This window comes from Promicromonospora sp. NPDC023805 (assembly GCF_040639635.1).
Lineage (GTDB): Bacteria > Actinomycetota > Actinomycetes > Actinomycetales > Cellulomonadaceae > Promicromonospora.
This window is the reverse complement of record NZ_JBFAAH010000020.1, coordinates 80669-103955: the sequence shown is the minus strand read 5'-3', so window position 1 is coordinate 103955 and position 23287 is coordinate 80669. Positions and strand designations below refer to the sequence as shown.

General features: G+C 72.5%; 23 protein-coding genes and 1 pseudogene. 9 read left to right on the top strand and 15 right to left on the bottom strand.

Going from position 1 to position 23287, the window contains the following annotated elements; all coding sequences use genetic code 11:
• The first annotated feature begins 41 nt into the window (after positions 1–41).
• Positions 42–1292 (top strand): CapA family protein, encoded by a 1251-nt coding sequence (locus AB0F70_RS19355; protein ID WP_357451753.1) that lies wholly within the window; start codon positions 42–44, stop codon positions 1290–1292.
• On the opposite strand, the gene AB0F70_RS19350 is transcribed toward AB0F70_RS19355, so the two are convergent.
• Positions 1289–4132, bottom strand: a complete 2844-nt coding sequence (locus AB0F70_RS19350) for a DNA translocase FtsK 4TM domain-containing protein (protein ID WP_357451751.1) — start codon at positions 4130–4132, stop codon at positions 1289–1291. The two genes, AB0F70_RS19355 and AB0F70_RS19350, sit on opposite strands and share 4 nt — an antisense overlap.
• 197 nt (positions 4133–4329) lie before the next feature.
• Positions 4330–4740: a hypothetical protein gene (locus tag AB0F70_RS19345; protein WP_357451748.1), complete on the bottom strand. Its 411-nt coding sequence runs from the start codon at positions 4738–4740 to the stop codon at positions 4330–4332.
• A gap of 92 nt (positions 4741–4832) precedes the next feature.
• Here AB0F70_RS19345 and AB0F70_RS19340 point away from each other — a divergent pair, with 92 nt between their 5' ends.
• Positions 4833–5420 carry a TetR/AcrR family transcriptional regulator gene (locus AB0F70_RS19340; protein ID WP_357451745.1) on the top strand — a complete coding sequence of 196 codons (588 nt, stop codon included), beginning with the start codon at positions 4833–4835 and terminating at the stop codon, positions 5418–5420.
• 40 nt (positions 5421–5460) lie between these two features.
• On the opposite strand, the gene AB0F70_RS19335 is transcribed toward AB0F70_RS19340, so the two are convergent.
• The 7 genes from AB0F70_RS19335 to rraA all read right to left on the bottom strand — a co-directional run bounded on the left by AB0F70_RS19335 (position 5461) and on the right by rraA (position 12608).
• Positions 5461–6474, bottom strand: coding sequence for an adenosine deaminase (locus AB0F70_RS19335; RefSeq protein ID WP_357451741.1), 1014 nt, complete (start codon positions 6472–6474; stop codon positions 5461–5463).
• Positions 6475–6505: 31 nt separating this feature from the next.
• The gene (locus AB0F70_RS19330) at positions 6506–7342 is read right to left on the bottom strand and encodes a DUF4328 domain-containing protein (protein ID WP_357451738.1); all 837 of its coding nucleotides are present in this window, start codon (positions 7340–7342) and stop codon (positions 6506–6508) included.
• 152 nt (positions 7343–7494) lie between these two features.
• Positions 7495–8151 (bottom strand): DUF998 domain-containing protein, encoded by a 657-nt coding sequence (locus AB0F70_RS19325; protein ID WP_357451735.1) that lies wholly within the window; start codon positions 8149–8151, stop codon positions 7495–7497.
• Between the two features lie 734 nt (positions 8152–8885).
• Complete coding sequence (locus AB0F70_RS19320) at positions 8886–10571, bottom strand: ribonuclease J (RefSeq protein WP_357451732.1); 1686 nt, start codon at positions 10569–10571, stop codon at positions 8886–8888.
• A 63-nt stretch (positions 10572–10634) separates the two neighbouring features.
• Positions 10635–11606, bottom strand: a complete 972-nt coding sequence (gene dapA, locus AB0F70_RS19315) for a 4-hydroxy-tetrahydrodipicolinate synthase (RefSeq protein ID WP_357451729.1) — start codon at positions 11604–11606, stop codon at positions 10635–10637.
• Positions 11607–11634: 28 nt separating this feature from the next.
• Positions 11635–12147, bottom strand: coding sequence for an ATP-binding protein (locus AB0F70_RS19310; protein WP_357451726.1), 513 nt, complete (start codon positions 12145–12147; stop codon positions 11635–11637).
• A complete protein-coding gene (gene rraA / locus AB0F70_RS19305; protein ID WP_357451722.1) occupies positions 12144–12608 on the bottom strand; it encodes a ribonuclease E activity regulator RraA in 465 nt (154 codons plus the stop codon). The genes AB0F70_RS19310 and rraA overlap by 4 nt, the downstream gene beginning before the upstream one ends.
• A gap of 68 nt (positions 12609–12676) precedes the next feature.
• Here rraA and AB0F70_RS19300 point away from each other — a divergent pair.
• The 7 genes and pseudogenes from AB0F70_RS19300 to AB0F70_RS19270 form a co-directional block, all read left to right on the top strand.
• Positions 12677–13579, top strand: a pseudogene (locus tag AB0F70_RS19300) (aldehyde dehydrogenase family protein); the annotation flags it as partial.
• An 85-nt stretch (positions 13580–13664) separates the two neighbouring features.
• The gene (locus tag AB0F70_RS19295) at positions 13665–14390 is read left to right on the top strand and encodes an AzlC family ABC transporter permease (protein WP_357451719.1); all 726 of its coding nucleotides are present in this window, start codon (positions 13665–13667) and stop codon (positions 14388–14390) included.
• The gene (locus tag AB0F70_RS19290; RefSeq protein WP_357451716.1) at positions 14387–14707 is read left to right on the top strand and encodes an AzlD domain-containing protein; all 321 of its coding nucleotides are present in this window, start codon (positions 14387–14389) and stop codon (positions 14705–14707) included. The genes AB0F70_RS19295 and AB0F70_RS19290 overlap by 4 nt, the downstream gene beginning before the upstream one ends.
• 101 nt (positions 14708–14808) lie before the next feature.
• Positions 14809–15312 (top strand): GNAT family N-acetyltransferase, encoded by a 504-nt coding sequence (locus AB0F70_RS19285; protein WP_357451713.1) that lies wholly within the window; start codon positions 14809–14811, stop codon positions 15310–15312.
• Between the two features lie 124 nt (positions 15313–15436).
• A complete protein-coding gene (locus tag AB0F70_RS19280) occupies positions 15437–15904 on the top strand; it encodes a hypothetical protein (protein ID WP_357451710.1) in 468 nt (155 codons plus the stop codon).
• The gene (locus AB0F70_RS19275; RefSeq protein ID WP_357451707.1) at positions 15901–16404 is read left to right on the top strand and encodes a GNAT family N-acetyltransferase; all 504 of its coding nucleotides are present in this window, start codon (positions 15901–15903) and stop codon (positions 16402–16404) included. Before AB0F70_RS19280 ends, AB0F70_RS19275 begins: the two co-directional genes overlap by 4 nt.
• A 43-nt stretch (positions 16405–16447) precedes the next feature.
• The gene (locus AB0F70_RS19270; protein WP_357451704.1) at positions 16448–17746 is read left to right on the top strand and encodes an MFS transporter; all 1299 of its coding nucleotides are present in this window, start codon (positions 16448–16450) and stop codon (positions 17744–17746) included.
• Here AB0F70_RS19270 and AB0F70_RS19265 read toward each other — a convergent pair.
• The 6 genes from AB0F70_RS19265 to AB0F70_RS19240 all read right to left on the bottom strand — a co-directional run bounded on the left by AB0F70_RS19265 (position 17632) and on the right by AB0F70_RS19240 (position 23277).
• On the bottom strand, positions 17632–19062 hold the full coding sequence (locus tag AB0F70_RS19265) for an MFS transporter (protein WP_357451701.1): 1431 nt from the start codon (positions 19060–19062) through the stop codon (positions 17632–17634). The genes AB0F70_RS19270 and AB0F70_RS19265 overlap by 115 nt on opposite strands.
• 213 nt (positions 19063–19275) lie before the next feature.
• Entirely contained in the window at positions 19276–20625 is a 1350-nt protein-coding gene (locus AB0F70_RS19260; RefSeq protein ID WP_357451698.1) for an APC family permease, read from the bottom strand.
• Positions 20626–20701: 76 nt separating this feature from the next.
• Positions 20702–21058, bottom strand: a complete 357-nt coding sequence (locus AB0F70_RS19255; RefSeq protein ID WP_357451695.1) for a PRC-barrel domain containing protein — start codon at positions 21056–21058, stop codon at positions 20702–20704.
• A gap of 19 nt (positions 21059–21077) precedes the next feature.
• Complete coding sequence (locus tag AB0F70_RS19250; RefSeq protein ID WP_357451692.1) at positions 21078–21521, bottom strand: hypothetical protein; 444 nt, start codon at positions 21519–21521, stop codon at positions 21078–21080.
• On the bottom strand, positions 21518–22747 hold the full coding sequence (locus AB0F70_RS19245) for a divalent metal cation transporter (protein ID WP_357451689.1): 1230 nt from the start codon (positions 22745–22747) through the stop codon (positions 21518–21520). Before AB0F70_RS19245 ends, AB0F70_RS19250 begins: the two co-directional genes overlap by 4 nt.
• The gene (locus tag AB0F70_RS19240; RefSeq protein ID WP_357451686.1) at positions 22744–23277 is read right to left on the bottom strand and encodes a hypothetical protein; all 534 of its coding nucleotides are present in this window, start codon (positions 23275–23277) and stop codon (positions 22744–22746) included. Before AB0F70_RS19240 ends, AB0F70_RS19245 begins: the two co-directional genes overlap by 4 nt.
• Positions 23278–23287: the final 10 nt, after the last annotated feature.

Sequence of the window (23287 nt, the reverse complement as noted above, 5' to 3'; positions counted from 1 at the left end):
TCACGCTCGCTGCGACGGTCGGCCTGCCATAGCATCCGCAGGTGATCACCGTCAGTGCCCCGCGGTTCCTGGCCCACGCGGCGCTGTGTACCGCGCTCGTCGCCACCGCCGCCGGCTGCACCCCTGCTACCGACCCGGTCGCGGGTCCCTCCGGCAGTGCGAGCACCACTCCGTCCCCCTCGGCCACGCCGCCGCCACCGCCGCCACCGCAGGACATCGAGCTCACCCTGCTCGCCGCGGGCGACGTCCTGACCCACGAAGCGGTCAACGAGTCCGCGACCGGAGCGGATGGCATCGACTACTCGCCGCTGCTGTCGGGCATCGACCCCTGGGTCGCCGGCGCCGACCTGGCCCTGTGCCACCTGGAGGTGCCGGTCGCGCCCCCAGGCGTGGCGCCGTCGGGCTATCCGGTGTTCCGCGCGCCCGCCGAGATCGTCCGCGACCTGGGCGAGCAGGGCTGGGACGGTTGTTCGACGGCGTCCAACCACGCGGCCGACGGCGGGTACGACGCCCTCGCGGCGACCCTCGACGCGTTCGACCAGGCCGGGATGGGCCACGTCGGGACGGCGCGCGACGAGCAGGAGTCACGCGCTGCCCAGTTCTACGAGCTGCACCGCGACGGCCGGACCGTCACCGTCGCCCACCTCTCCGCGACGTACGGGCTGAACGGGCTCCAGCCGCCCCGCGGGACCTGGTCGGTGGACATCATCGACCCCGCACGGATCGCCCGGCAGGCCAAGGCGGCGCGGGCCGCCGGAGCTGACCTCGTGGTCGCCAGCCTGCACGACGGCGTCGAGTACGTCACCAAGCCCACGGAACACCAGCGGGAGGCGACGCAGGCCCTGGCTCGCTCAGGGCAGATCGACCTCGTGATCGGTCACCACGCCCACGTCCCGCAGCCTGTCGAACGTCTGGGAGGCGGCCCGGGAGGCGACGGGATGTGGGTGGCCTACGGCCTGGGCAACCTCCTGTCCAACCAGGGGGCGGACTGCTGCGTGCCGGCCTCCGCCGTCGGCCTCCTGATGGTGGCGGACATCGTGCAGGCCCCGGAGGGGAGCACCCGGGTCACCGGTGTCCGCTGGGCGGCGACCACTGTCGACCGCACGGCGGGCCACCGCCTGCGGAGCACACGCGACGCCCTCGCACGGCCGGACGGCGCCGCGCTCACGACCGCCGAGCTCCAGGAGCGCCTCCTGATCGCGCAGGAGGCGGCCGGGGACGGCGCGAAGGAGCAGGACAGGCCGAGCACCTCAACGGGCGAACCGCCGCGCGTGGTCCCGCGCACCCGCTAGCGGAGCGCCTCGGCGTCGTCGTGGTAGTCGGTGGCGACCGGCGGCATGTGGCCGTCGGTGCCGTCGGCGTACTGGTCCGATGATGCCGAGGACCCGTCGTCCGCGCCGCCGTCCCCCGCGGCCGACTGGTCGAAGACCTGCGGCTGCGGCTCGCCACGGATGAGGGCGAGCGCCGAGGGCAGGTCGTCCGCGGCGACCAGCACGTCGCGCGCCTTGGAGCCTTCCGAGGGTCCGACGATCTCGCGGGACTCCAGGAGGTCCATGAGCCGCCCCGCCTTGGCGAAGCCCACGCGGAGCTTGCGCTGCAGCATCGAGGTCGAGCCGAACTGCGTGGTGACCACGAGCTCCGTGGCCTGCAGCAGCAGGTCGAGGTCGTCGCCTATGTCGTCGTCGACCTGCTTCTTCGCCGCGGTGGGCGCTGCGACGTCCTCGCGGTACACGGGCTTGAGCTGGCTCTTCACGTGCTCGACGACCTGGTGGACCTCGGACTCGGTGACCCAGGCGCCCTGGACGCGCATCGGCTTGGCCGCGCCCATGGGCAGGAACAGCGCGTCACCCTGACCGATGAGCTTCTCGGCGCCCGGCTGGTCGAGCACGACTCGGGAGTCGGTGACCGACGACGTCGCGAACGCGAGCCGCGACGGCACGTTCGCCTTGATGAGCCCGGTGACGACGTCGACGGACGGGCGCTGCGTCGCCAGCACGAGGTGGATGCCTGCCGCGCGGGCCAGCTGCGTGATGCGCTGGATCGAGGCCTCGACGTCACGCGGGGCGACCATCATCAAGTCGGCGAGCTCGTCGACCACGACCAGCAGGTACGGGTACGGCGCGATCTTGCGCTCCGAGCCCGGCAGCGGCTTGACCTTGCCGGCCCGTACCGCCGTGTTGAAGTCGTCGATGTGCTTGTAGCCGAACATCGCGAGGTCGTCGTAGCGGGCGTCCATCTCGCGCACCACCCAGTCGAGGGCCTCCGCGGCCTTCTTGGGGCTGGTGATGATGGGCGTGATGAGGTGCGGGATGCCCTCGTAGACGGTCAGCTCGACGCGCTTGGGGTCCACCAGGATGAGGCGCACCTGCTCGGGCGTCGACCGCATCAGGATCGACGTGATCATCGAGTTGATGAAGCTCGACTTGCCCGCGCCGGTGGCACCGGCCACGAGGATGTGCGGCATCTTCGCGAGGTTCGCCACGACGTAGCCGCCCTCGACGTCCTTGCCCACGCCCATCACCATGGGGTGCTCCGTGCGCCGCGCGGCGCCCGAGCGCAGCACGTCGCCCAGCACCACGGTCTCGCGGTCCGTGTTCGGGATCTCGATGCCGATGGCGGACTTGCCAGGGATCGGCGACAGGATGCGCACGTCCGCGCTCGCCACCGCGTACGCGATGTTGTTGGAGAGCGACGTGATGCGTTCGACCTTGGTCTTGGCCCCCACCTCGACCTCGTACCGCGTGACCGTCGGCCCGCGGCTGAAGCCCGTGACCTTGGCGTCCACGCCGAACTGCTCGAACACGCCCGTCAGCGACTCGACCACGCGGTCGTTCGCCGCCGACCGTGCCTTGTGGGGCGCTCCCGCGACCAGGAGGTCCTCGTCGGGCAGCAGGTAGACCGTGTCGCCCTCCAGCATGGGCTGCACGCCCCGCGGCATCGGCTCGCCCGCCTGCGGCGGCCTTGGCCCGTCCGGCTTGGGGGCGGCCTTGGCGCCCGCCGCCGCCCGCTCGCCGTCGGAACCGAGCACACCGGGCCCGATGGCCGGGGCACCGGTGACCTTGCCCGCGGACTCGCTGGTCGGGATGCGCTGTGTCGTGAGCCTGCCGGCCTTCGCCGCGCGTTCCGCTGCGCGCTCAGCGGCCTCCACCTCGGCGGCCTTCTCGAAGGCCTCGTCGCCCACGAACCCGGCGAGGCGCTCCTTCTCGGCGGCGATCTCCTCCTTGGTGCGGCGCTTGCGGCGCTTCGTGGTCCCGGCGGTGCCGTCATGCGGCGAGACGCCGTCGGCGAGTGCGAGCCCGTCCTCATCGGTGGCGGCATCCTCGCGGTGGTTGCCGGTCAGCCGGTCGTACATGCCGCGCAGGCGCGCGGGGATCCGGTGCACCGGCGTCGCCGTCACGATGAGGACGCCGAAGAAACCGGCAAGGACGTACAGCGGGATCGCGAACCACTGCGTCAGGCCGGTGACCACCGGCGTCGCGAAGAGGAACCCGATGATGCCGCCGGCGTCCTGCACCGGGGCGAAGCCCGCCGTCGGTGAGGGCAGGCCCGCGCTGATGTGCACGAGAGAGCACGTGGCGACCACCAGGAAGCTGAGCCCGATCGCGACCCGGCCGTTCTGCTGGGCACGCTCCGGGTGGCGCATGACGCGGAAGGCGAGCCAGACGAGCAGCACGGGCAGCGCTACGCCCGCGATGCCGAAGGTGCCGGCGACCACCGCGTGCACGCCGTCGCCGAACGGTCCGTCGATGCCCCACCACTCGCGTGCGGCGACGATCACCGCGACCGCGAGCAGCGCGAAGCCGACGCCGTCGCGCCGGTGGTCCGGTTCCAGTTCCTGTCCTCCCTGCTGCGTTGCCTGCTGTGCGCCCCCGTCGGACGGGTCCTGCGCCGTCCGCGGCCCGGCTGCACGGGTGGCGCCACCCACCGCGTGCGCCATACCCATCCACAACCCGCGTAGTGCACGGACCGGCCACGGCGGGCGAGACGGACCGGACGCGGCCTTGGCCGCCGGGCGGGCAGCCCCCCGGCGCTGCGCCGGTCGCTTCGACGCGGCAGCCTTGGGCTTGGCGCTCTTCGCGCCCTGCCCGGATCCCTTCCCGGAGCTTCGCCGGGCCGACGTGCGGGTCGCCATGATGTCGCCACCGTAACCGGGGAGGGCGGCGGTGCCCAGGAAGCCTCGCGGTGTGTCCCAGGACCGGGCCCTTGTCCGCTTTGCCGGGATCTGGCCGGGAGCAGGGCTGGGTCGGGCCGCCGGTATGGCCTGAGCCTGCGGTCCGCTTCCGGCTCAGGCTCCGTCGGTATGGCCTGAGCCTGCGGTTCCGCTCCGGCTCAGCCCAGCAGCAGCCCCACCGCGAGCGTCACCACCCCTGCGGCAAGGACCGCCGCGCCGACCGGGAGCAGCACCACCGCGCGGTTGGGCTTCGTCCGCCCCTCGCCCATCGCGGAGAAGAAGAACCCGGCAGGCATCAGGATCGCCGCGTACAGCACGCCGGTGGCGGCCAGCCAGTGCGCGAACCCCGTCAGGTTCGTCGCCTCGGACAGGAGCAGGCAGAGCAGGCCGAGGATCACGAGCACGCCCGCATGCGCGTGGCCTGCCCGGTAGAAGCTCTTCTGCAGGTCGGTGGTGACCAGCCGGCCGCCGAAGACCTTGAGCAGGAAGAACCCGCCCGACTCGATCCCCACGACGGTCAGCAGCACGATGCCCGCTGTGATGCGGGCCGGATCCGAGAGCTCGAGCACGGCTTCCTCCAGGGACTAGCTGTTCCGATGTTTCATAACAGTGTTATCAAACAACGTTCGCAAACGGACGTCAAGGCTTCTAGACTCACGCCATGGCTCGACCACGACTGCACGACGACGCCCTGCGCACCCGCCTGCTCGAGGTCACCTCGCGGATGATCTCCTCCGACGGCGAGAGCGCCGTGACCGTGCGCAAGGTCGCCGCGGAGGCGGGCACCAGCGCCTCTGCCGTCTACGCGCTCTTCGGCTCGCGCGAGGCGCTGGTCGAAGCGGTCAGCGACGAGGGTTTCCGGCGCTTCGCCGAGCACCTCGCCGCCGTCGGCCAGGGTCACGACCCCGCGGCGGACCTGCGCGCCCTCGGCGGCGCGTACCGGAAGTTCGCCCTGGCGGACCCGCACTTCTACCGCGTCATGTTCTACCGCGCGGTGCCACCGGCCGACGGCGGTCCGGCGGCCGCCGTCGAGCGCCCCACCTTCCAGGTGCTGCACGACGCCGTCGCCAGGGCGCTCGACGGCGCGCCGCCCGAACGCGTGCTGGGCGCCGCCGTCGGGCTGTGGGGGCTGGTGCACGGGCTGGTGTCGCTCGAGCTGGCCGGTCTGCTGCCCGGGGACGAGAGCGCACGCGAGGCGGCGTTCGACCGGGCTGCCGGAACGGTCGGGCCGCCGCTGCTCGCGGGCTGACGCCGGTCGCTGGGCCGGCCGTTCTGGCCGGTCAAGCCGCTCAGGAGCCGGCAGCCCGCCAGGACTCGACCTCTGCCAGATAAGCGGCGACCCGGTCCGGCGGCAGGAACGACCCGCGAAACGACGCCGCCGCGAGCGCCGCCCGCTGCTCCCTGCTGAGGTCGAAGGCGGCGGTGACGGCGTCGTCGACGTCGTCCACGTAGGCGCCGAAGTACGGCGGGTCGTCGGAGTTGATGCTGACGAGCATGCCCGCCTCGATCATCGTGGGCAGCGGGTGCTCGGCAAGGGTGGGGACGGCGCGGAGCCGCACGTTGGAGACGGGGCACACGGTGAACGGGATCTGCTCCGCCACGACGCGGGCGACGAGCTCCGGGTCGTCGAGGACGGCGATGCCGTGGTCGATCCGCTCGGCGTGCAGGAGGTCGAGCGCGTCCCGGATGTTCTGGGCGGGCCCCTCCTCCCCCGCGTGCGCGGTGCGGCGCAGCCCGGCTTCCTCCGCACGCGCGTAGACGCCCTGGAACAGGCCTGGCGGGTAGCCGACCTCCGCGTTGTCCAGCCCCACGCCGACGATCGGCGCGTCCGCCGCGAGCAGCCGCTCCAGGACATCGAGCGCGTCGGCGCTGGCCCGGTCGCGGTGGAACGCGGCGATGAGCAGGGTGGTGATGCCGTGCTCGGCCTCGCTGCGCTCCAGCACGCCGGCGATGCCGTCGACGACGGCCTCCAGCGGCACCCCGCGCTCCAGGTGCGCCTGCGGGTCGAAGCTGATCTCCGCGTGGCGCACCCCGGCTCGCGCCGCCCGCACCAGGTAGGCGCGGGTCAGGTCGGCGAAGTCGGTCTCGGTGCGGAGCACCGACATGCCCGCCGAGTACAGGTCGAGGAACGACTGCAGGTCCTCGAACTCGTACGCGGCACGCAGGCTCGCCGGGTCGGGATACGGCAGCGCCACGCCGTTGAGGGCGGCTAGCTCGAACGCCAGCTCCGGTTCCAGCGTGCCCTCGATGTGCACGTGCAGCTCTGCGCGAGGAGGTCGCGACGTCGGCGTGGGTGTGGTCATGACGGCAGGTTACGTCCCGTCAGCGCCCTGGTCAGGCGAACCCTGCGGCCTTCTCCTGGGCCGTCGTGGTCTCCCGGACGATCCTTACCCAGTAGACGAACGCCACGGTGAGCGCGACGACAGCGACGGACCGGACGATGATCTCCATGTCCTGGGCGGACGAGGTGAAGACGCGCAGGCCCGACAGCAGCCAGAAGGTCCACCACAGGCCCAGGGCGACCCGGCGCTGCCCGTCGGGCAGGACTGCGCCCCGGATGTCCCGGACCACCCGGAAGGGGACCCAGAAGTTGGCGACGGGGACCAGCCAGCCGAGCCAGGTCCAGGCCCTGCCGTGCGCGAACCGGGCCGCGGGGTTCCAGGCCTCGGCGAACGCACGGCTGGCCTGGAGCCAGACGCAGGCGGCGACGTAGGCGGCCAGGCCGAACAGGAGCGCCACGGTGGCGCCGTTGGGGTCGATCCGGACGCCCAGGCCGATGTTGATGCCGGACACCTCGCCCCGGCCGCCCGTGAAGACCAGGATCGCGAGGCCGGCCAGCTCGACGAAGAGCAGGCAGCCCGCGGCCACGATCGTCCCGACGGCCAGCCCCGCGGGCGGCTCGGGCAGCGGCTTGCTGGACGTGCGGCGCCGGGCGGGCGGGTGGGCCCGGTCGACGGGCACTCGCTGCTGCCCGCTGACCGGTGTGTGCGGTCCGGCGTGCTGTCCGGTGCTCGCACCGGCGTAGTGCTCCGGGTACTGGGGCTCGGCGTACGGGGACTGCGGGTGTGCGGGGCTGCCTAGCTGCTCCGGGTGGGGCTGCCTGCCTCGTTGCGGTGCGGGCTCGCCCCAGGGAGCAGTGCCGTTCTGGTGGGGGGTGCGCGGGTCGGACATCAATGGCCTCCGGTGTGTTCCCGCCACCGTACTCACACCGCTATGTCCGATAGCAACCAGTTGCGGGTGAACCCGCGTCCAACTGGCGATTTTGTGGGCGCTGGTTGGACTTTCCTGGGGTGGTGAGCACGGTGGCGGGCGGTGAGTGCGGGTCAGCGGCGCGCCACGACTGGGTGCGGCACCTCCCGGTACAGGCGGAGCGACGCGAGCAGCAGCCAGGCGAACCCGGCCACCACGGCGAGCCACAGCCCGCCGATCCCGGCAGGACCGAGCGCGGCGCCACCGAAGAAGCCCACCAGGACCACTATCCCGGCAGCCCTCGACCAGCCTGCCTGCCCGCGCTCACCGTGGCGGGTGAGCCACCCGCCGAGCAGCAGGGCGGCGACCCCGAACGCGACGAACCCGATGCCGCCGAACGCGAAGTGCAGCAGCCCGGAGAGGCTCATCGTCGTGGCGCCATCCTGCCCGGGCGGGAACTCCGGCATCGGGTCCGGCGGGAAGATCGCGCTCGCCACCATCGCGGCGCCATAGATGCCCACCCCGATCCCGGTGCCGCGGGCGCCCGCCCGGACCAGTCCGATCCCGGCGACCAGCACCATCACACCGCTCAGCGCCAGGTTCGTGATCTGCATCCAGCCGCCGTCGCCCAGCATGAGCACGCTCAGCGGGTGTCGCGCGAAGTCGAACCCTTCCCGGGTGAACGCCAGGACCAGCCCGACGAGCAGGTAGAACGGCCCCGCGACCACACCCCAGCCGATCATCGACCGCGTCACCGCTGCCGCCGTGTCGAACTCTGTCTCTTGTGTCATCTCTCGTCCTCCGGAGTATCCCGCCGGCCAGGTGCCGACGTCCTCACCGATAGACGACAGAGGCAACGGAAACTGAGCGGTGCGCAGCACACCAGATTCGGGTCCCGGGCCGGAGACCTGACACATCAAGCCTTGGCCGGATCAGTCCGGCCGGGCGACGCGTCCCAGCAGGGTGGCAAGCTGCGTCAGTTCGCTGGCAGACAGGGCAGCGAGCGGGGTCTTCTCCAGCACCGTCGAGAGAGGGCGGTGGCTCGTCCGGGTCGATGAGCCACAGCGCCTGAAACGTCGCCGGCGTCATCTGGTCCACCGCGGTGAGGTCGGGCGGCCGACACCCTGGCCGCCGTCGCGACCCGCACGCTGGACGACTACGCCCGGCGACGCGCCGTCTCCTATCCCGGCCGCGCCGTGAACCGGGTGCTGACCTGGCCCGCACGCCTGCTGCCGCGCACGCTCGTCCCGCGGCTGACCGGCGGGCTCAACCGCCGGCTGCGCCTGCACGAGGTGGTCGACGCCGTCCAGCGGGCAGGTGAACTTCCTACGAACCGTCGAGCCCTACACACTGCACGCGACACGCCGACGATGGCGTGCAGGGTGTAGGGCTCGCCACCAAACCAGCAAGTCAGTACCACGAGAACGGGGTTATGCACCTGACCAGGCTGGTCAGGCACATAACCCCGTTCTCATCGGCAGCCAGCCGACCCAGCCAATCCGGCCGAGCGACCCGACCGCCCGGATCAGGCCTCGAGGACCACCGGGACGATCATCGGCTTGCGGCGCAGCCGCGTCGCCACGTAGCGCCCGATGGTGCGGCGCATGATCTGCTGCAGCTGGTGCGTGTCCGTGGCCCCGCCCGCGATCGCATTTTCCAGCGCCGCGGTGACCTCCGGCATCACCTTGTCGAACACCGAGGCATCCTCGGCCATACCCCGCGCGAGCACCTGCGGCGGTGCGAGCACCTTACCCGTTGCGGTGTCGATCACGGCGAAGACGGACACGAAGCCCTCCTGGCCCAGGACCACGCGGTCCTTGAGCTCGGCCTCGGTGATCTCGCCGACCGACGAACCGTCGACGTACACATAACCACACGGCACGGCGCCCACGACGGAGGCCTTGCCGTCCACGAGGTCGACGACGACGCCGTCCTCGGCGAGCACGACGCGGTCGGCCGGCACGCCGGTCTTGACCGCGAGCGCCCCGTTGGCGACGAGGTGGCGCACCTCGCCGTGCACGGGCATGACGTTCTTGGGCTTGAGGATGTTGTAGCAGTACATGAGCTCGCCGGCCGAGGCGTGCCCGGAGACGTGCACCTTGGCGTTGCCGCCGTGCACGACGCGCGCGCCGAGGCGGGTGAGCCCGTTGATGATGCGGAAGACGGCGTTCTCGTTGCCCGGGATGAGCGAGGAAGCGAGGATCACGGTGTCGCCGAACTCGACCTGCACCTTGTGGTCACCGTTGGCCATGCGCGACAGCGCCGCCATCGGCTCGCCCTGGGAGCCGGTCGACATGTAGACGATCCGGTCGCCGGGCAGCGAGTCGGCCTTCTTGATGTCGATGAGCACGCCCGGCGGCACATCGAGGTAGCCGAGGTCGGCGGCGATGCCCATGTTGCGCACCATGGAGCGCCCGACGAGGGCCACGCGCCGGCCGTGCGCGTGCGCGGCGTTGAGGACCTGCTGCACGCGGTGCACGTGCGACGAGAACGACGCGACGATGATCCGCTTGTCGGCGTGCGCGAAGACGTCGTCGAGCACCGGGCCGATCTCGGCCTCGGGCGTCACGAAGCCCGGCACCTCCGCGTTGGTGGAGTCCACCATGAAGAGGTCGACGCCCTTCTCGCCGAGGCGGGCGAAGGCGCGCAGGTCGGTGATGCGGCCGTCGAGCGGCAGCTGGTCCATCTTGAAGTCACCGGTGTGCAGCACGGTGCCCGCGGCGGTGGTGACCGCGACGGCGAGCGCGTCCGGGATGGAGTGGTTGACCGCGACGAACTCGCAGTCGAAGATGCCGAGCTGCTCGCGCTGCCCTTCCTTCACCTCGAGGGTGTAGGGCTTGATGCGGTGCTCCTTGAGCTTCGCCTCGATGAACGCGAGCGTCAGGCGCGAGCCGACCAGCGGGATGTCGCCGCGGAGCCGCAGCAGGTACGGCACGGCGCCGATATGGTCCTCGTGACCGTGCGTCAGCACGATCGCCTCGATGTCGTCGAGGCGGTCCTTGATGTAGTCGAAGTCCGGCAGGATCAGGTCCACGCCGGGCTGGTTGTCCTCGGGGAACAGCACGCCGCAGTCGATGACGAGCAGCTTTCCGGCATGCTCCAGGACCGCCATGTTGCGTCCCACCTCGCCCAGGCCGCCGAGGGCGACGACCCGCAGTCCGCCTTCAGGCAGCGCGGGGGGCAGGGACAGTTCGGGGTGAGGATGACTCACGTGGCCTCCAAGGCCTCGTTCCAACAAACTTTTTCCAACAGAAGAGATTCCAACAGAAGAGATCTATCGCCCGACGGCGGAGCTCGCGTCCGCGAGCTCGCTCACCTCGGGCTGGCGCATCACGGCGCCGTCGCGCAGCAGACCGGCCTCGGCCAGGACCACGCGCAGGGCGGCTACCTCGTCGTCCGTCGCGGCGACGTTGGGCAGGCGCAGGAACCGGTTGTCCGTGATGCCGATCGCCTCGATCGCGGCCTTGGCCATGACGGCCTGGGCGCCGGCGCCGTTGAGGGCGTCGATGACGCCGGTCGCCGTGCGGAAGACCTCGACGGCTCCGGCGATGTCGCCGGCGTCGAACCGGCGGACCGTCTCCGCGAAGTGCGCGCCGACCACGTGCGCCGAGACGGAGACGATGCCAGCGCCCCCGACGCTCAGGAACGGCAGCAGCAGGCCGTCGTCGCCCGAGTACCACGCCAGCCCGGTCTCCGCGATGAGCTTGGTGGCGGCGTAGACGTCGCCGGTCGCGTCCTTGTTCGCGATGATCCGCGGGTGCTGCGCCAGCCGCAGGTAGGTCTCGGGCGCGATGCGCACCACGGTGCGGCCGGGCACGTCGTACAGCATGACGGGCAGGTCCGTCGCGTCCGCGACGGCAACGAAGTGCTGGTACAGGCCCTCCTGGCTGGGCCGCGAGTAGTACGGGGAGACGACGAGCACGCCGTCCGCGCCGGCCTCGGCGGCCTGCTCGGCCATGCGGATCGCGTGCACGGTGTCGTTCGAGCCCGCGCCGGCGACGACTGCCGCGCGGTCACCCACGGCCTCGACGACCGCGGCGACGAGCTCTTCCTTCTCTGGCGTGTGCGTCACCGGGGACTCGCCTGTGGTGCCGGAGAGGACGAGGCCGTCGTTGCCGTCGTCCACCAGCTTCTTCGCCAGCTTGACCGCTGCCTTCAGGTCCACGGCGCCCTCGGGCGTCATCGGGGTGACCATAGCGGTCAGGACTGCGCCGAACGGGCGCGTCGGGTCAGTGGGAAGAACCATGGCTCTACCGTACCGTTTACCGCTCCGATCACCGCCGTCGCACGAGCTCCTCCAGCCGGCCGACGGCGGCGGCGATCTCGTCGTTGGTGAGCCGGTGCACGCCGGGCTCCCGGGCCACCTCGGCCAGGCCCGCCGCGTAGGCGGCGACCATGGTCGCATCGAGGCCCTGGCGGTGGGGCGCGGCGTCCGCGGCGATCCGGTCCGCGACCACATCGTCGGGCGCCTCCACCAGGACGTGGACGAAACGAGCGTCCCCGCTGGCGGCTGCGTCCGCGAAGCGTGCCACCTGGTCGGGTCGCTGCACGAGCTGCGGCACCACGACGTCGTGCCCGCCGCGCAGGTGCACGGTCGCCATGGCGAGCCCGAGCGCCCGGGCCGGCTCCGCGGTGTGCCGCGGGTCGCCGCTGATCAGCGCCCGGACCAGGTCGATGTCGAGGCAGAGTGTGCCAGGGTGCCGGGCCGACCAGGCCGCCGCGACAGTCGACTTGCCGGCGCCGGGTAGCCCGTTGAACAGGATCAGCCGCACCTCGTCTCCGGTCACCGCTCGACCAGCACGCCGTCCTCGTCCGCGTACACGGTGGCGCCCGGGCGGAACACGACGCCGCCGATCTCCACCGTCTCGTCCAGCACGCCCGCGCCCGTCTTCGACGACTTGCGGGGGTTGGTGCCGAGCGCCTTGACCCCCAGGCGCAGCCCGCCGATCGCCACCGAGTCACGGATCGCGCCGTGGATGATCGCGCCGGCCCAGCCGTTCTCCACCGCCGCGGCCGCGATGAGGTCACCCATCAGGGCGCTGCGGAGCGAGCCACCGCCGTCGACGACCAGCACCGCACCCTCGCCCGGCGTCTGAGACACCGCCTTGACCAGGCCGTTGTCCTCGTGGCACCGCACGGTGCGTACCGGGCCGGAGAAGGCGCGCACCCCGCCGAAGTCGCGCAGCTGGACGGGGAGCGAGGCCAGCGCCTCGCCGTGCTCGTCGTACAGGTCGGCCGTCGCGGTCATCGTGGTCCTCTCGTGGATGGGTCTGCGCCAGCACCCTACTCAGTGGTTCATCCGGCGCCCGGTTCGCCGCGCGCGCCACCGACATCGCCGCCCTCATCACCGCCGAGGCCGGCAAACCACTGGCCGAGGCGCGGGCCGAGGTCGTCTACGGCGCCGACTTCCGGTCCGGGCCGGTCACCGAGCCGCTGTTCGAGGACCCGCGCCTGCGCAAGGTCTCCTTCACCGGGTCCACCCACGTGGGTCAGGTGCTGCTCGCCCAGGCCGCGAAGAACGTGCTGCGCACCTCGATGGAGCTCGGCGGCAACGCGCCGTGCGTCGTCTTCGAGGACGCCGACGTCGACGCCGCCGTCGAGGGCGCGCTGATCGCGAAGCTGCGCAACTCCGGCCAGTCCTGCGTGGCCGCCAACCGCTTCCTCGTGCACGACGCCGTCGCACGCCCGTTCGCCGAGAAGCTCACCACGGCGATGGGCGCGCAGGTCACCGGACGGGGCAACCGACCGGGCACCGAGGTGGGCCCGCTCATCGACGAGGCGGCGGTGGACAAGGTCTCCGGCCTGGTGGACGACGCCGTCGCGCACGGCTCGCAGGTGCTCACCGGCGGCTCGCGGCTCGACGGGCCCGGCCACTTCTTCGAGCCGACGGTGCTCACCGGGGTCGACGCCGACGCTCTCGTCGTGACCGAGGAGATCCTCTGCCCGGTCGCCCCGATAGTCGCCTTCGGGTCCGACGACGAGGCGTTCGAGCTGGCGAACGGCACCCCGTACGGCCTGGCGGCCTACGCGTACACGACGTCGCTGATCCGTGCCCAGCGCGCCGTGGACGAGATCGAGGCGGGCATGATCGGCATCAACCGAGGCCTGGTGTCCGACGAGAGCGCACCGTTCGGCGGCGTCAAGGCCTCCGGCCTGGGCCGCGAGGGCGGCGAGGCGGGCATGGAGGAGTACCAGGAGACGGTGTACGTCGCTCTGTAGACCCGTCCGGTAGACCCGTCCGGCAGACCCGTCCGGCGGGCGGGCGGCGTGCCGGGTGCGCGCGGCGACGACGTAGCCTCGCTGCGTGAACGTCCTCCCCAGTGATCCGGCGGGCCGCGCCGCCGTCCGCCAGGGCGTGAGCGTCTCGGTCGCGACCGGCCTGTACGGCATCTCGTTCGGTGCCCTGTCGGTCGCCGCCGGGGTCGGCCTCGGCCCGACCATGGCCCTGAGCCTGCTCATGTTCTCCGGCGGCTCCCAGTTCGCCCTGATCGGCGTCATCGGCGCGGCGGGCACCCCCGTCGCGGCGATCGCCACCGCGGCCCTGCTCGGCCTGCGCAACACCCTGTACGGCGCGGTGGTCTCGCCGCTGCTCCAGGTGCGCGGCTGGCGCCGGCTCGCCGCCGCCCACGTCACCATCGACGAGTCGACGGCGGTCGCCGTCGCCCAGCCCGAACCCGCGGCCTCCCGGATCGGGTTCTGGGTCACCGGTGTCGGCGTCTTCGTTCTCTGGAACGTGTTCGTGCTCCTCGGCGCGCTCGCCGGCGACGCGCTCGGCGACCCGCGCGCCTGGGGCCTCGACGCGGCGGCCGCCGCCGCGTTCCTGGCCCTGGTGTGGCCACGGCTCGCACCGCGCCGTGCCCAGCTCGTCGCGGGGCTCGCCGTCGTGGCCACCGCGGCGCTCATCCCCTTCGTCCCGCCGGGCATCCCGGTGCTCGCCGCGGCGGCGGTCGCGATCGCCGTGGGCCTGGTCGCGCCGGCCACCTCGGACGCAGTTGCCGAGCCCGAGCCCGAGAAGGAGTCCGTCAGATGACCACCACCGTCCTGTGGACCACCGTGCTGGTGGCGTCCCTGGCCTGCTACGCCCTCAAGCTCGGCGGGCATCTGATCCCGCGCGGTTGGCTGGCCTCCGAACGCGTCCAACGGGTCACCGCGCTCGTCACGGTGGCGCTCCTCGTGTCGCTCGTGGTGGTCCAGGGATTCGCCGACGGCCCCGCCCTGACGGTGAACGCGCGTGTCCCGGCGCTCGCCGTCGCGGCCCTGGCGCTCGCCCTGCGCGCACCCTTCATCCTGGTCGTCGTGCTGGCGGCAGGCACGGCGGCAGGCCTCCGCGCCCTCGGCTGGGGCTGAAGCCCTTCCCGATGACCATGCACCTGCTGTCAGGATCGAGCCGTCCCTGGCAGCAGGTGCATGGTCATCCTGACGACCCGCTGGGCAGCTAGGGTGGTCGGGTGGCACTGTTTCGCGAGACCGCCGACGTATCCGTCCGCCCAGCGATCGCCGGCGACGAGGCCGCCGTGACCGACGTGCAGGTCGCCGCGTGGCGCGCCGCCGGCGTGCTCGGCCAGGGGGTCATCGACGCGCTCGACGTGCCCGCCATGCGAGCGCGCTGGTCGTCGGCCATCACCTCGCCGCCCGGCCCCGGCTTCGCGGTGTTCGTCGCGCTCGCGGGGCCCGACGTCGTGGGGTTCGCCGCCGTCTCCCCCGGTCAGGTGCTGTCGCTCGAGGTGCTGCCCGAGGTGCAGCGCGCGGGGCACGGGTCCCGTCTGCTCGCGGCCGCCGTCGACCGGCTCCGTTCCGACGGCTCGGAGACCGTGACCACCTGGACCCTGGTGGACGACACCGCGCGCGCCGCCTTCCTGGAGTCCAGCGGGCTCGGCGAGGACGGCCGCAGCCGCACCCTCGCCACAGGGGTCCGCGAGGTCGTCGAGCACCGCTGGTCCGCCGCGATCTGACGGCTGCGCCGTCCGGGCCCGCGGCTGTGTCCACCGGCCTGCCCGCCACCCTGCCCACCAAGCGAATCGCAGGTTTCACGCCCGCGTGACAGTCCCGTGACACGGCCTTGCGACCATCACCTTCATGGGGATACGCACGGAGTACTTCGCCGCACCTACCGATGAGGTGGCGGCGACGGCGCTCCGCACACCGGGCGGGCCGGCCGACCCGGACCAGCGCAGCGACCTGCCACGCTTCGACGCCGTCGCGGTGCCGTCGATGGACCCGTTCGTGATGCTCGGCGGGCTCGCCGGTGCGCTGTCCGGCCGCCCGTACGGCGAGGTCACCGCGCATCCGCGACACGGGACGCTGGTCTGCAGCGGAGGCGACGAGGGCCCGTGGATAGTCACCGTCTCGCAGATGCTCGCCGACGACCTCGCCTCCGCCGCACCCGCCCGCCTGGCCCGAGTGGCCCGTGAGTGGCACGCCACCGCTACGCCCGCCGTCCCGCCGCGCCAGCTCGCCGCGGCGCTGCTGCCGCTCGCGGCGCTCGCCGCACGCGCGGCCGACATGGGGTACGGGCTCTACTGCTGGACGAGCCTCACCGAATGACCAGCATCGTCCAGACGCTCGGCCGGGACACATCCGCGGAGCTCGGGCTCGGCGCGCTCCTTACGGCCTACCACCTGCGGACCGAGGAGGAGAAGGGCGCTGCCGTCACGGACGCGGACGCGCTGCCCGCCCGCTACCGGGCGGAGATCAGCGACCCGCGGTCAGCGTTCGCGGACGACGTCGTCCTGGTCGCGCGCCACGGGGACAAGCCAGCGGGCTGCGTGGTCGTGACCGCGCCCGTGGCGGGCCGGTCCGAGATCAAACGACTCTGGACGGTCCCGGAGCTCCGCGGCCACGGCGTCGCCTCGGCGCTGATCGGCGCTGCGCTGGCGCGCGCGGCCGCCGTCGGTGTCAGCACCGTCGCGCTCTCGGTCTGGAGCTGGCGCACGGGCGCGCTGGGCCTCTACGAGAAGCTCGGCTTCGCCGTCGTCGACTCGTGGGACGAACGGGACGACCTGGTCTGCATGGAGCGCGCCGTCCGGCTGACGGACAACGTTTGAAAGCAGCGTGACCAGAGGGCCGTGGAGGTGTTTCACTAACCCGGTGATCCGCACCCCCAACCCGCTCTGGCGGACTTTTGTCGAGCTCCGTGGCAACCCTCGCGCCTGCGTGTGGACCGAACCGCTGTGGGGTCTGTCCATGGCCCTCGTGCTGCCGTACGCGTCGGTGTTCATGCTGGCGCTGGGCCTGCACGACCAGCAGATCGGGTTCCTGGCGACCGTCGCGATGCTCTCCCAGGTCGTCTTCGGGCTGGCGGGCGGGATCATCACCGACCGGCTGGGCCGGCGCGCGACGACTGCCTGGTTCGACGTGATCGCCTGGGTGATCCCGTGCGTGCTGTGGGCGTTCGCGGAGAACTTCTGGTTCTTCCTCGCGGCGTCGCTCGTGAACGGCGCTCTGCAGGTCACGCAGAACTCGTGGGACTGCCTCATGGTCGAGGACGCCGAACGGAGCCAGATCACCCGGATCTACTCGCTGGTCAAGGTCGCCTCCGACTGCTCGGCCCTGTTCGCGCCGCTGGCCGCCATCCTGGTCGCCCAGCTCGGGCTCGAACCCGCTGTGCGCATCCTGTACATCAACGCCGCGGTCGTGATGACCGTAAAGATCGTCTGGCTCTACCTGTGGTCGAGGGAGACCCGGCAGGGCCGCGTCCGCATGGCCGCCACGCGCGGGCACAGCGTGTGGCGCATGCTGGCCGGCTACCGCGGCGCGCTCGGCCTGCTGCTGCGCTCGCGCGGTTCGCTCCTCGCGCTGGCCGTGGCCGCCCTGACCGCAGCGGTCACGCTCGTCAACGCCACGTTCTGGCAGGTGGTCGTCAGCCAGCACCTGCACGTGCCGGACGCGCTGCTGCCCTTCTTCCCGATGGTCCGCTCCATCCTGTCGGTGGTCTTCTTCTTCACGCTCATCCCGCTGCTGACCACGGCCGTCGACCTCAGGCGCGCCACGTTGTGGGGGTTCGGGGTGCACCTCGCCGGGCAGGTGGTGCTGGTCGCGATCCCGGCGTCCGCCGGCGGCGCGACGGCGTCGACGTACGCGTTCCTCGGCCTGTGCCTGCTGCTGGACAGCTTCGGCGCGGGCATGCTCTACATGCTCTCGGAGTCGCTCGTCGCGCTGCACGTGGACCAGGCCGAACGCTCGCGGGTGATGGCGCTCCAGCGCACGTGCATCATGCTCGCCGCGGCGCCGTTCGGCTGGATCTCCGGCTGGCTCTCCGGGATCGACCGCACCTATCCGTTCATGCTCACGGCGGCGCTGCTCGTCGTCGGGCTCGTGCTGGTGATGGTGCGCTGGGTGCCCACCCACCCGGACGCGGAGGCCGACCTGGCGCCCGACCCCGCCTGACGCGAGGCCCGGAGCGCGCCCGCTGCGATGGCGACCAGGACCACCGCGCCGCCCACGACCAGCGCGGCACGTACGCCCAGGAGCTCCATCATCAGGCCGAGCAGCGGCGGCCCGGCCAGGCCCCAGGCGGTGCTCGCGCTGCGCCAGACGCCCAGGACCCGGCCGCGCATGGCGGCGGGCGGGTCGGTCTGCAGCACCGTCGCGCCCGCCGTGTCGGAGATCGACTCCACCACTGCCATGGGTGCCACGACCACCAGGAGCAGGGCGAACGTGGGCGACAGCCCGGCGAGGACCTGGAGCGCCGCCCCGGCCGCCGCGAGCAGCGCCACGATCCCCACTGTCGGCTTGCGCAGCCGTCCCGCAAGGAACGCGCCAACTATGCCGCCCGCGGCCAGCACCGCGGCGACCGTCGCGAAGTCCTGCGTGGTCCCGGCGAGCGCGCCCGTGACGAGCACCGCCAGGGTCAGCGAGTAGTTGCGCCCGAAGACCGCGCTCACCGCCGTCACGCCGAGGAGGGCGACCAGCCGGGGGCGGCCGAGGAAGTACCTGATGCCCTCCAGCGAACCGGCCCGCCGCGGTCTGCGTAGGGCGGGCCCGAGGGGTTCGACGAGCTCGGCCGGCACGGGCGGGAGCGCCGCCGGTACGGGCTCCGCCGTCTCGAGCGATGGCACAGCGCCCTCCGACAGGACCTCCACGAGCGGACGCCGGTACAGCCGCAGGAACGGCACGAGGGCCGCGACCGCCAGGAACGAGAGCCCGTTGACCAGGTAGGCGGCGGCCGGACCCGTCAGCGCGATGAGGCCACCGGCGATGCCCACACCGGCCAGCCGGCCCACGCTGTGCGTCACCGAGCCCAGCCCGATGGCGGAGGGTACGTCGTCGGACGGCACCAGGTCGTTGCCCAGCAGCGAGGTCGCGGGGCCGTCGACCGCCGCCACCAGACCGGTCACCGCCGACAGGGCGAGCAGGAGCGGCAGGTTGAGCGCGTCGAACCCGACAAGCAGGGCGGTGGCGAGGGCGATCCCACCCAGCATCGCCTGGCTCACCGCGACCACCACCTTGCGCGGCCACCGGTCGACGATCGCGCCGCCGGCGACGCCGAAGAGCAGCCCGGGCGCGGCTTGGACGGCCAGCGAGAGCCCCGTCGCGGCCGGGGAGCCGGTGATCTGCAGCACGAGGAGGTTCTGGACGGTCATCTGCATCCAGGTCCCGGCGCTGGAGACCAGGTTCGCGCCGGTCCACCAGCGCATCGCCGGATGGCGCAGCGCGCGCCACGGGGAACGGTCGGGGGCAGGGTTCGGCGATACGGAGGTCACGCGTGGCGCGCGCGGGCGCACGCCAAAAAGGGCAGGGGAAAACACGGGAGCTTTCGGTAGAGGAGACGCCGCACAGCGGGCACCGCTGTTCGCAGCGGCAACAATTCAAACAACCGGTTCCCGGTGCGCTCTACCCCCTGGGACCCTTCGTGACCAAGGTCGCAGGTGACCGCCGTCTCTGCTGCTCACGCCCCGTGCGGGCGGCTACCGCGATCAGGCTCCCGAGCGCTCCTCCGACGAGCCCGTCGCCGCCCGCGGACCGCGCCCGAGGAGGCGCATCGCGAGGTAGAGCAGGACGCCGAGGAGCAGCAGCGCACCGCCCCGCAGCCAGGTCTCGCCCGACTGCTGCGTGAGCAGCAGCACGCAGCTCGCGACCCCGAGCCATGGCACCACGGTGACCACCCGGAAGTGCTCGTGCTCCACGTGGTCCCGGCGCAGCACGAGCACCGCCACGTTGGTGCTGATGAAGACCAGCAGGAGGAGCAGGACCACCGTCTCGGCGAGCGAGGCGAGGTCGCCGGTGAAGACCAGCCCCACGGCGACCAGCGTCGTGACCACTATCGCCACCCACGGCGTGCGGCGGCGCGGCAGGACACGCCCGAGGGCGGCGGGCAGGAGCCGCTGCTCGGCCATCCCGTAGGCGAGCCGGCTCGACATGATCATGGTCAGGAGCGCCCCGTTCGCCACGGCGATCAGGGCAACCAGGGAGAACAGCCACCCGGGCACCGTCCCGGCCCGCTCGACCACCTCGAGCAGCGGCCCGCTGGAGCCCGCGAGCGTCGCGGGATCCACGACGGCGACGGCGGCCAGCCCCACGGCGACGTAGACCGCGCCGGCCGTCAGCAGGGCGCCGAACAGGGCACGCGGATAGACCCGCCGCACGTCCCGGACCTCCTCGACCACGTTCGCCGACGTCTCGAAGCCCACGAACGAGTAGTACGCGAGGATCGCCCCGGACAGGACCGCGAGCGCTGGCGTGGTGTCGTCGGCGAACCGCGTGACGCGACCCAGGTCGCCGTCGCCGCGGCCGAGCACGACGAGCGCGAGGACGACGATGACGACGAGTCCGCTGACCTCGATGATCGTCATGACGACGTTCGCGCCCAGCGACTCGCGGATGCCCCGGGCGTTGAGCGCGGCGACGGCGACGAGGAACAGCACCGCCACCAGGCGTTCCGGCGCGTCGACGAAGGTGCCGAAGTAGTCGCCCGCGAACGCCAGGGAGAGTCCCGCCGCGCTGGTGACGCCCGCGGCGAGCATCGAGAACCCGACCAGGAACGAGATCACCGGACGCCGGAACGCGCGCTCGGCGAACACCGCGGCGCCGCCGGCCCTCGGGTACTTGGTGACCAGCTCCGCGTAGGAGCCCGCGGTGAGCAGGGCGAGGCCGAGTGCGACCAGCAGCGGCAGCCAGACGGGGCCGCCCACCTCGCCGGCCACCTCCCCCACCAGGGCGTAGACGCCGGCGCCGAGCACGTCGCCGAGGATGAACAGGTACAGCAGCCGCCCGCTGACGGCGCGGGAGAGCCGGGTCTCCGGGTCTGCCTGGATGGTCGTCGTCATGACCAGAGGCTGGCACCTACGGCGTCCACTCGCAGGGCGCGACGGCGGCCACTACGTCGGCGGGTGCCGCGCGCCGTCAGAGGCCGGGCTCGTAGCGCCGGTAGCCGGTGCGGAGCGTGACCGCTCTGCCGTCCGGGTCCGTGTCGTCCTGCGAGTCCGGCACCCGGGCGACGTCCGGCCAGTGCACGAGGAACGTGCCCCGGTGCAGCCACCGCAGCAGCGGGGCGACGGGCCAGGGGTGCCGCACGTCGGAGCGCTCGAAACCCAGGAACGACGTACGGGTGCGCGGCGAGACCACGAGCCCGTGCAGCCGTGCGCCGGCGAGGTACGTGCTGGGTGACCCGTCGAGCACGAAGCGCAGGTCGACCACCCAGCCGAGGTGTGTCCCGGCGTCGTCGAGCACCGGGACGTCGAGCAGGTCCGACGCGATCACCGTGGTCTCCTCGTGCTGATCATCCTGAGCCCTCCGGGTCGTGCGTACCGCCCGGGATCCGGCCGATGACGTGGTCCCGCGTCCAGCGCTCCAGCCAGGTCGCGTCGAGGTCGGCCCCGTGGACGCCGAGGCGCACGGCGGTACCGACGTCGGCCACGTGTCCCCACGCCAGGCGGTACCAGCGCGAGGCCGGAGGGCGTCCGCCGAAGATGCGCGTACCGAGCACGGGGCCGGTGAGCAGCGCGGCGATCACGACGGGTTTGCTGCTGTCGATCCGCCCGTCCGCGGCGGGCTCGCCGTCGACCAGCTCCAGCTCGATGTCGTCGAGGGTGCACACCGGCACCTCGTCGACGTCGAGCACCTGACGGTCCAGCAGGTGCAGCCGCGCGTCCAGGATCCGCCCGGGCTGCCGCGGCTCGGGCTCCCGGGCGAGGTCGCGCGGGCCGGTTCGTCCGCGTCTCATCCGCCCGCCTCCGTCGCGATCATCAGGGGTATCGCGGCCAGGGCGGCCACGACGAGGATGACGAGGTACACCGTGCCGAGCAGGTTCATCGCGCGTCCGTTGACGTGCTCGCCCATGTACTCGGGGTCGTTCGCGACGACCAGGATCGGCAGGTACGTCAGGGGCAGGGCCACCGCGGAGAAGACCACCGAGTACTCGGTGACGGCGATCGGGTCGACGTTCGTCATGAGCACGCCGACCGCGACCACCAGCGCCAGGATCATCGCCAGGTGGAAGCGGGGCGCCTGGGCCGGCCGCCGGAACTTGCCCCACGACCAGCCCAGGTACTGCGAGAGCGTGTAGCCCGTGGACAGCGCGGTCTCCAGCGCCGCGCCGAACGTCGCGGCCACCAGCCCGACGATGATCACGGCGACGAGCAGCGTGCCGCCCGCCTCCGAGATCGGCAGGATGAGCTGGGACATCGAGTCGACCCGTATCCGCGCCGGCAGCAGCACGATCGCCGCACACGCCGCTATCGCTATCGACAGCAGCCCGCCGAGCGGGAACCCCACCAGCACATTGAGGCGGGACGTCGCGAGGTCCCGCGGGGTCCAGCCGTCCTCGACGCCGCCGGACGAGAAGAAGAAGACCTCGTAGGGCGTCATCGCCGCGCCGAACAGCGCGACGGCGAAGTACCAGTACACGGCGGCGCTCTCCTGCACGGGCACCTGTTGGAGAAGCTGCGCGCCGAGGTCGCCCCAGTCCGGGCCGAGCAGGAACACCGCTACCGCGAACCCGACGAGCGCCAGGCCCAGCAGTCCCGTGACGTTCTCCATGACGTTGAACTTCACGCGCCACAGGACGAGCCACACCGCCAGCGCGGCCACGGGGACCCAGAGCCGGTGGTCCACGCTGCTCGCGAGCTGCAGGGCGAGCGCGATGCCGCCCACCTCCGCGATGAGGGTCAGCACCGTGACGGCGAGGCTCGCCACCAGGTTCAGCCCGGCGGTCCGCGGGCCGAGCCGCTCCCGGATGATCTCGAACGTCGCCCGGCCGGAGACCGCAGCGACCTTGCCGGACATGTGCGCGAACACGCAGATGCCGAGCACCCCCACCGCTACCACCCACGCCAGGGAGAGCCCGAACCGCGAGCCGACGACGGCGTTGGTCACCAGGTCCCCCGCGTCGAGGAACCCGCCGATGGCGGTCAGCACGCCGAGGGCGACGGTCAGCAGGCGGCTCTTCATGACGCCGCCCGCTCGGCCGAGGCCTCGGTCTGCGCCCTTGCCCGGGCCTCCGCCTGCTCGACCGCCCCGCTCGCGTCGTCGAGCCCGCTCGCGGCGTCGTCGAGGGCCCGCAGGACGTCATCGGCAGGGGACGGCGGCTGTCCCAGCCACGTGCGCGCGGCAGCGACCGGTCCGACGGCGGCCGACGCAGCGGAGAGCGCCTCGCCCCGTACCCCGTCGGCTTCCTCGGCTGCGATGACCAGCGTGCCGATGCCGTGCACCGCCCCGGTAGCCGCCTCGACGGCGTCGCCCACCGTGGCGTCGGCGGTCACCGCCTGCAGCCGGCCGGCGGCGCGCGCCCGCACGGCCAGCTCCGCCGTCGCGACCGCCGAGCTCGCGTCGTCGAGGTGGTCGGACACGCTGGCGAGGGCGCCCGCGTCGTCCGCCCTGGTGGCCGCGGGCCCGCATCCGGCAAGCGCGCCTGCCAACGCCAGGACCAGCGCCAGCGCGACGCGCGACGGGGGCGGCTGGCGATGCGGACGGTTCGTCACGCTCGAAATG

Excerpts from the sequence above, each read along its gene's own strand:
- AB0F70_RS19350 (WP_357451751.1), bottom strand. The coding sequence starts at position 4,132 with ATGGCGACCCGCACGTCGGCCCGGCGAAGCTCCGGGAAGGGATCCGGG.
- AB0F70_RS19340 (WP_357451745.1), top strand. The coding sequence starts at position 4,833 with ATGGCTCGACCACGACTGCACGACGACGCCCTGCGCACCCGCCTGCTC.
- AB0F70_RS19335 (WP_357451741.1), bottom strand. The coding sequence starts at position 6,474 with ATGACCACACCCACGCCGACGTCGCGACCTCCTCGCGCAGAGCTGCAC.
- AB0F70_RS19330 (WP_357451738.1), bottom strand. The coding sequence starts at position 7,342 with ATGTCCGACCCGCGCACCCCCCACCAGAACGGCACTGCTCCCTGGGGC.
- AB0F70_RS19325 (WP_357451735.1), bottom strand. The coding sequence starts at position 8,151 with ATGACACAAGAGACAGAGTTCGACACGGCGGCAGCGGTGACGCGGTCG.
- dapA (WP_357451729.1), bottom strand. The coding sequence starts at position 11,606 with ATGGTTCTTCCCACTGACCCGACGCGCCCGTTCGGCGCAGTCCTGACC.
- rraA (WP_357451722.1), bottom strand. The coding sequence starts at position 12,608 with ATGACCGCGACGGCCGACCTGTACGACGAGCACGGCGAGGCGCTGGCC.
- AB0F70_RS19290 (WP_357451716.1), top strand. The coding sequence starts at position 14,387 with ATGACCACCACCGTCCTGTGGACCACCGTGCTGGTGGCGTCCCTGGCC.
- AB0F70_RS19280 (WP_357451710.1), top strand. The coding sequence starts at position 15,437 with ATGGGGATACGCACGGAGTACTTCGCCGCACCTACCGATGAGGTGGCG.
- AB0F70_RS19275 (WP_357451707.1), top strand. The coding sequence starts at position 15,901 with ATGACCAGCATCGTCCAGACGCTCGGCCGGGACACATCCGCGGAGCTC.
- AB0F70_RS19260 (WP_357451698.1), bottom strand. The coding sequence starts at position 20,625 with ATGACGACGACCATCCAGGCAGACCCGGAGACCCGGCTCTCCCGCGCC.
- AB0F70_RS19250 (WP_357451692.1), bottom strand. The coding sequence starts at position 21,521 with ATGAGACGCGGACGAACCGGCCCGCGCGACCTCGCCCGGGAGCCCGAG.
- AB0F70_RS19245 (WP_357451689.1), bottom strand. The coding sequence starts at position 22,747 with ATGAAGAGCCGCCTGCTGACCGTCGCCCTCGGCGTGCTGACCGCCATC.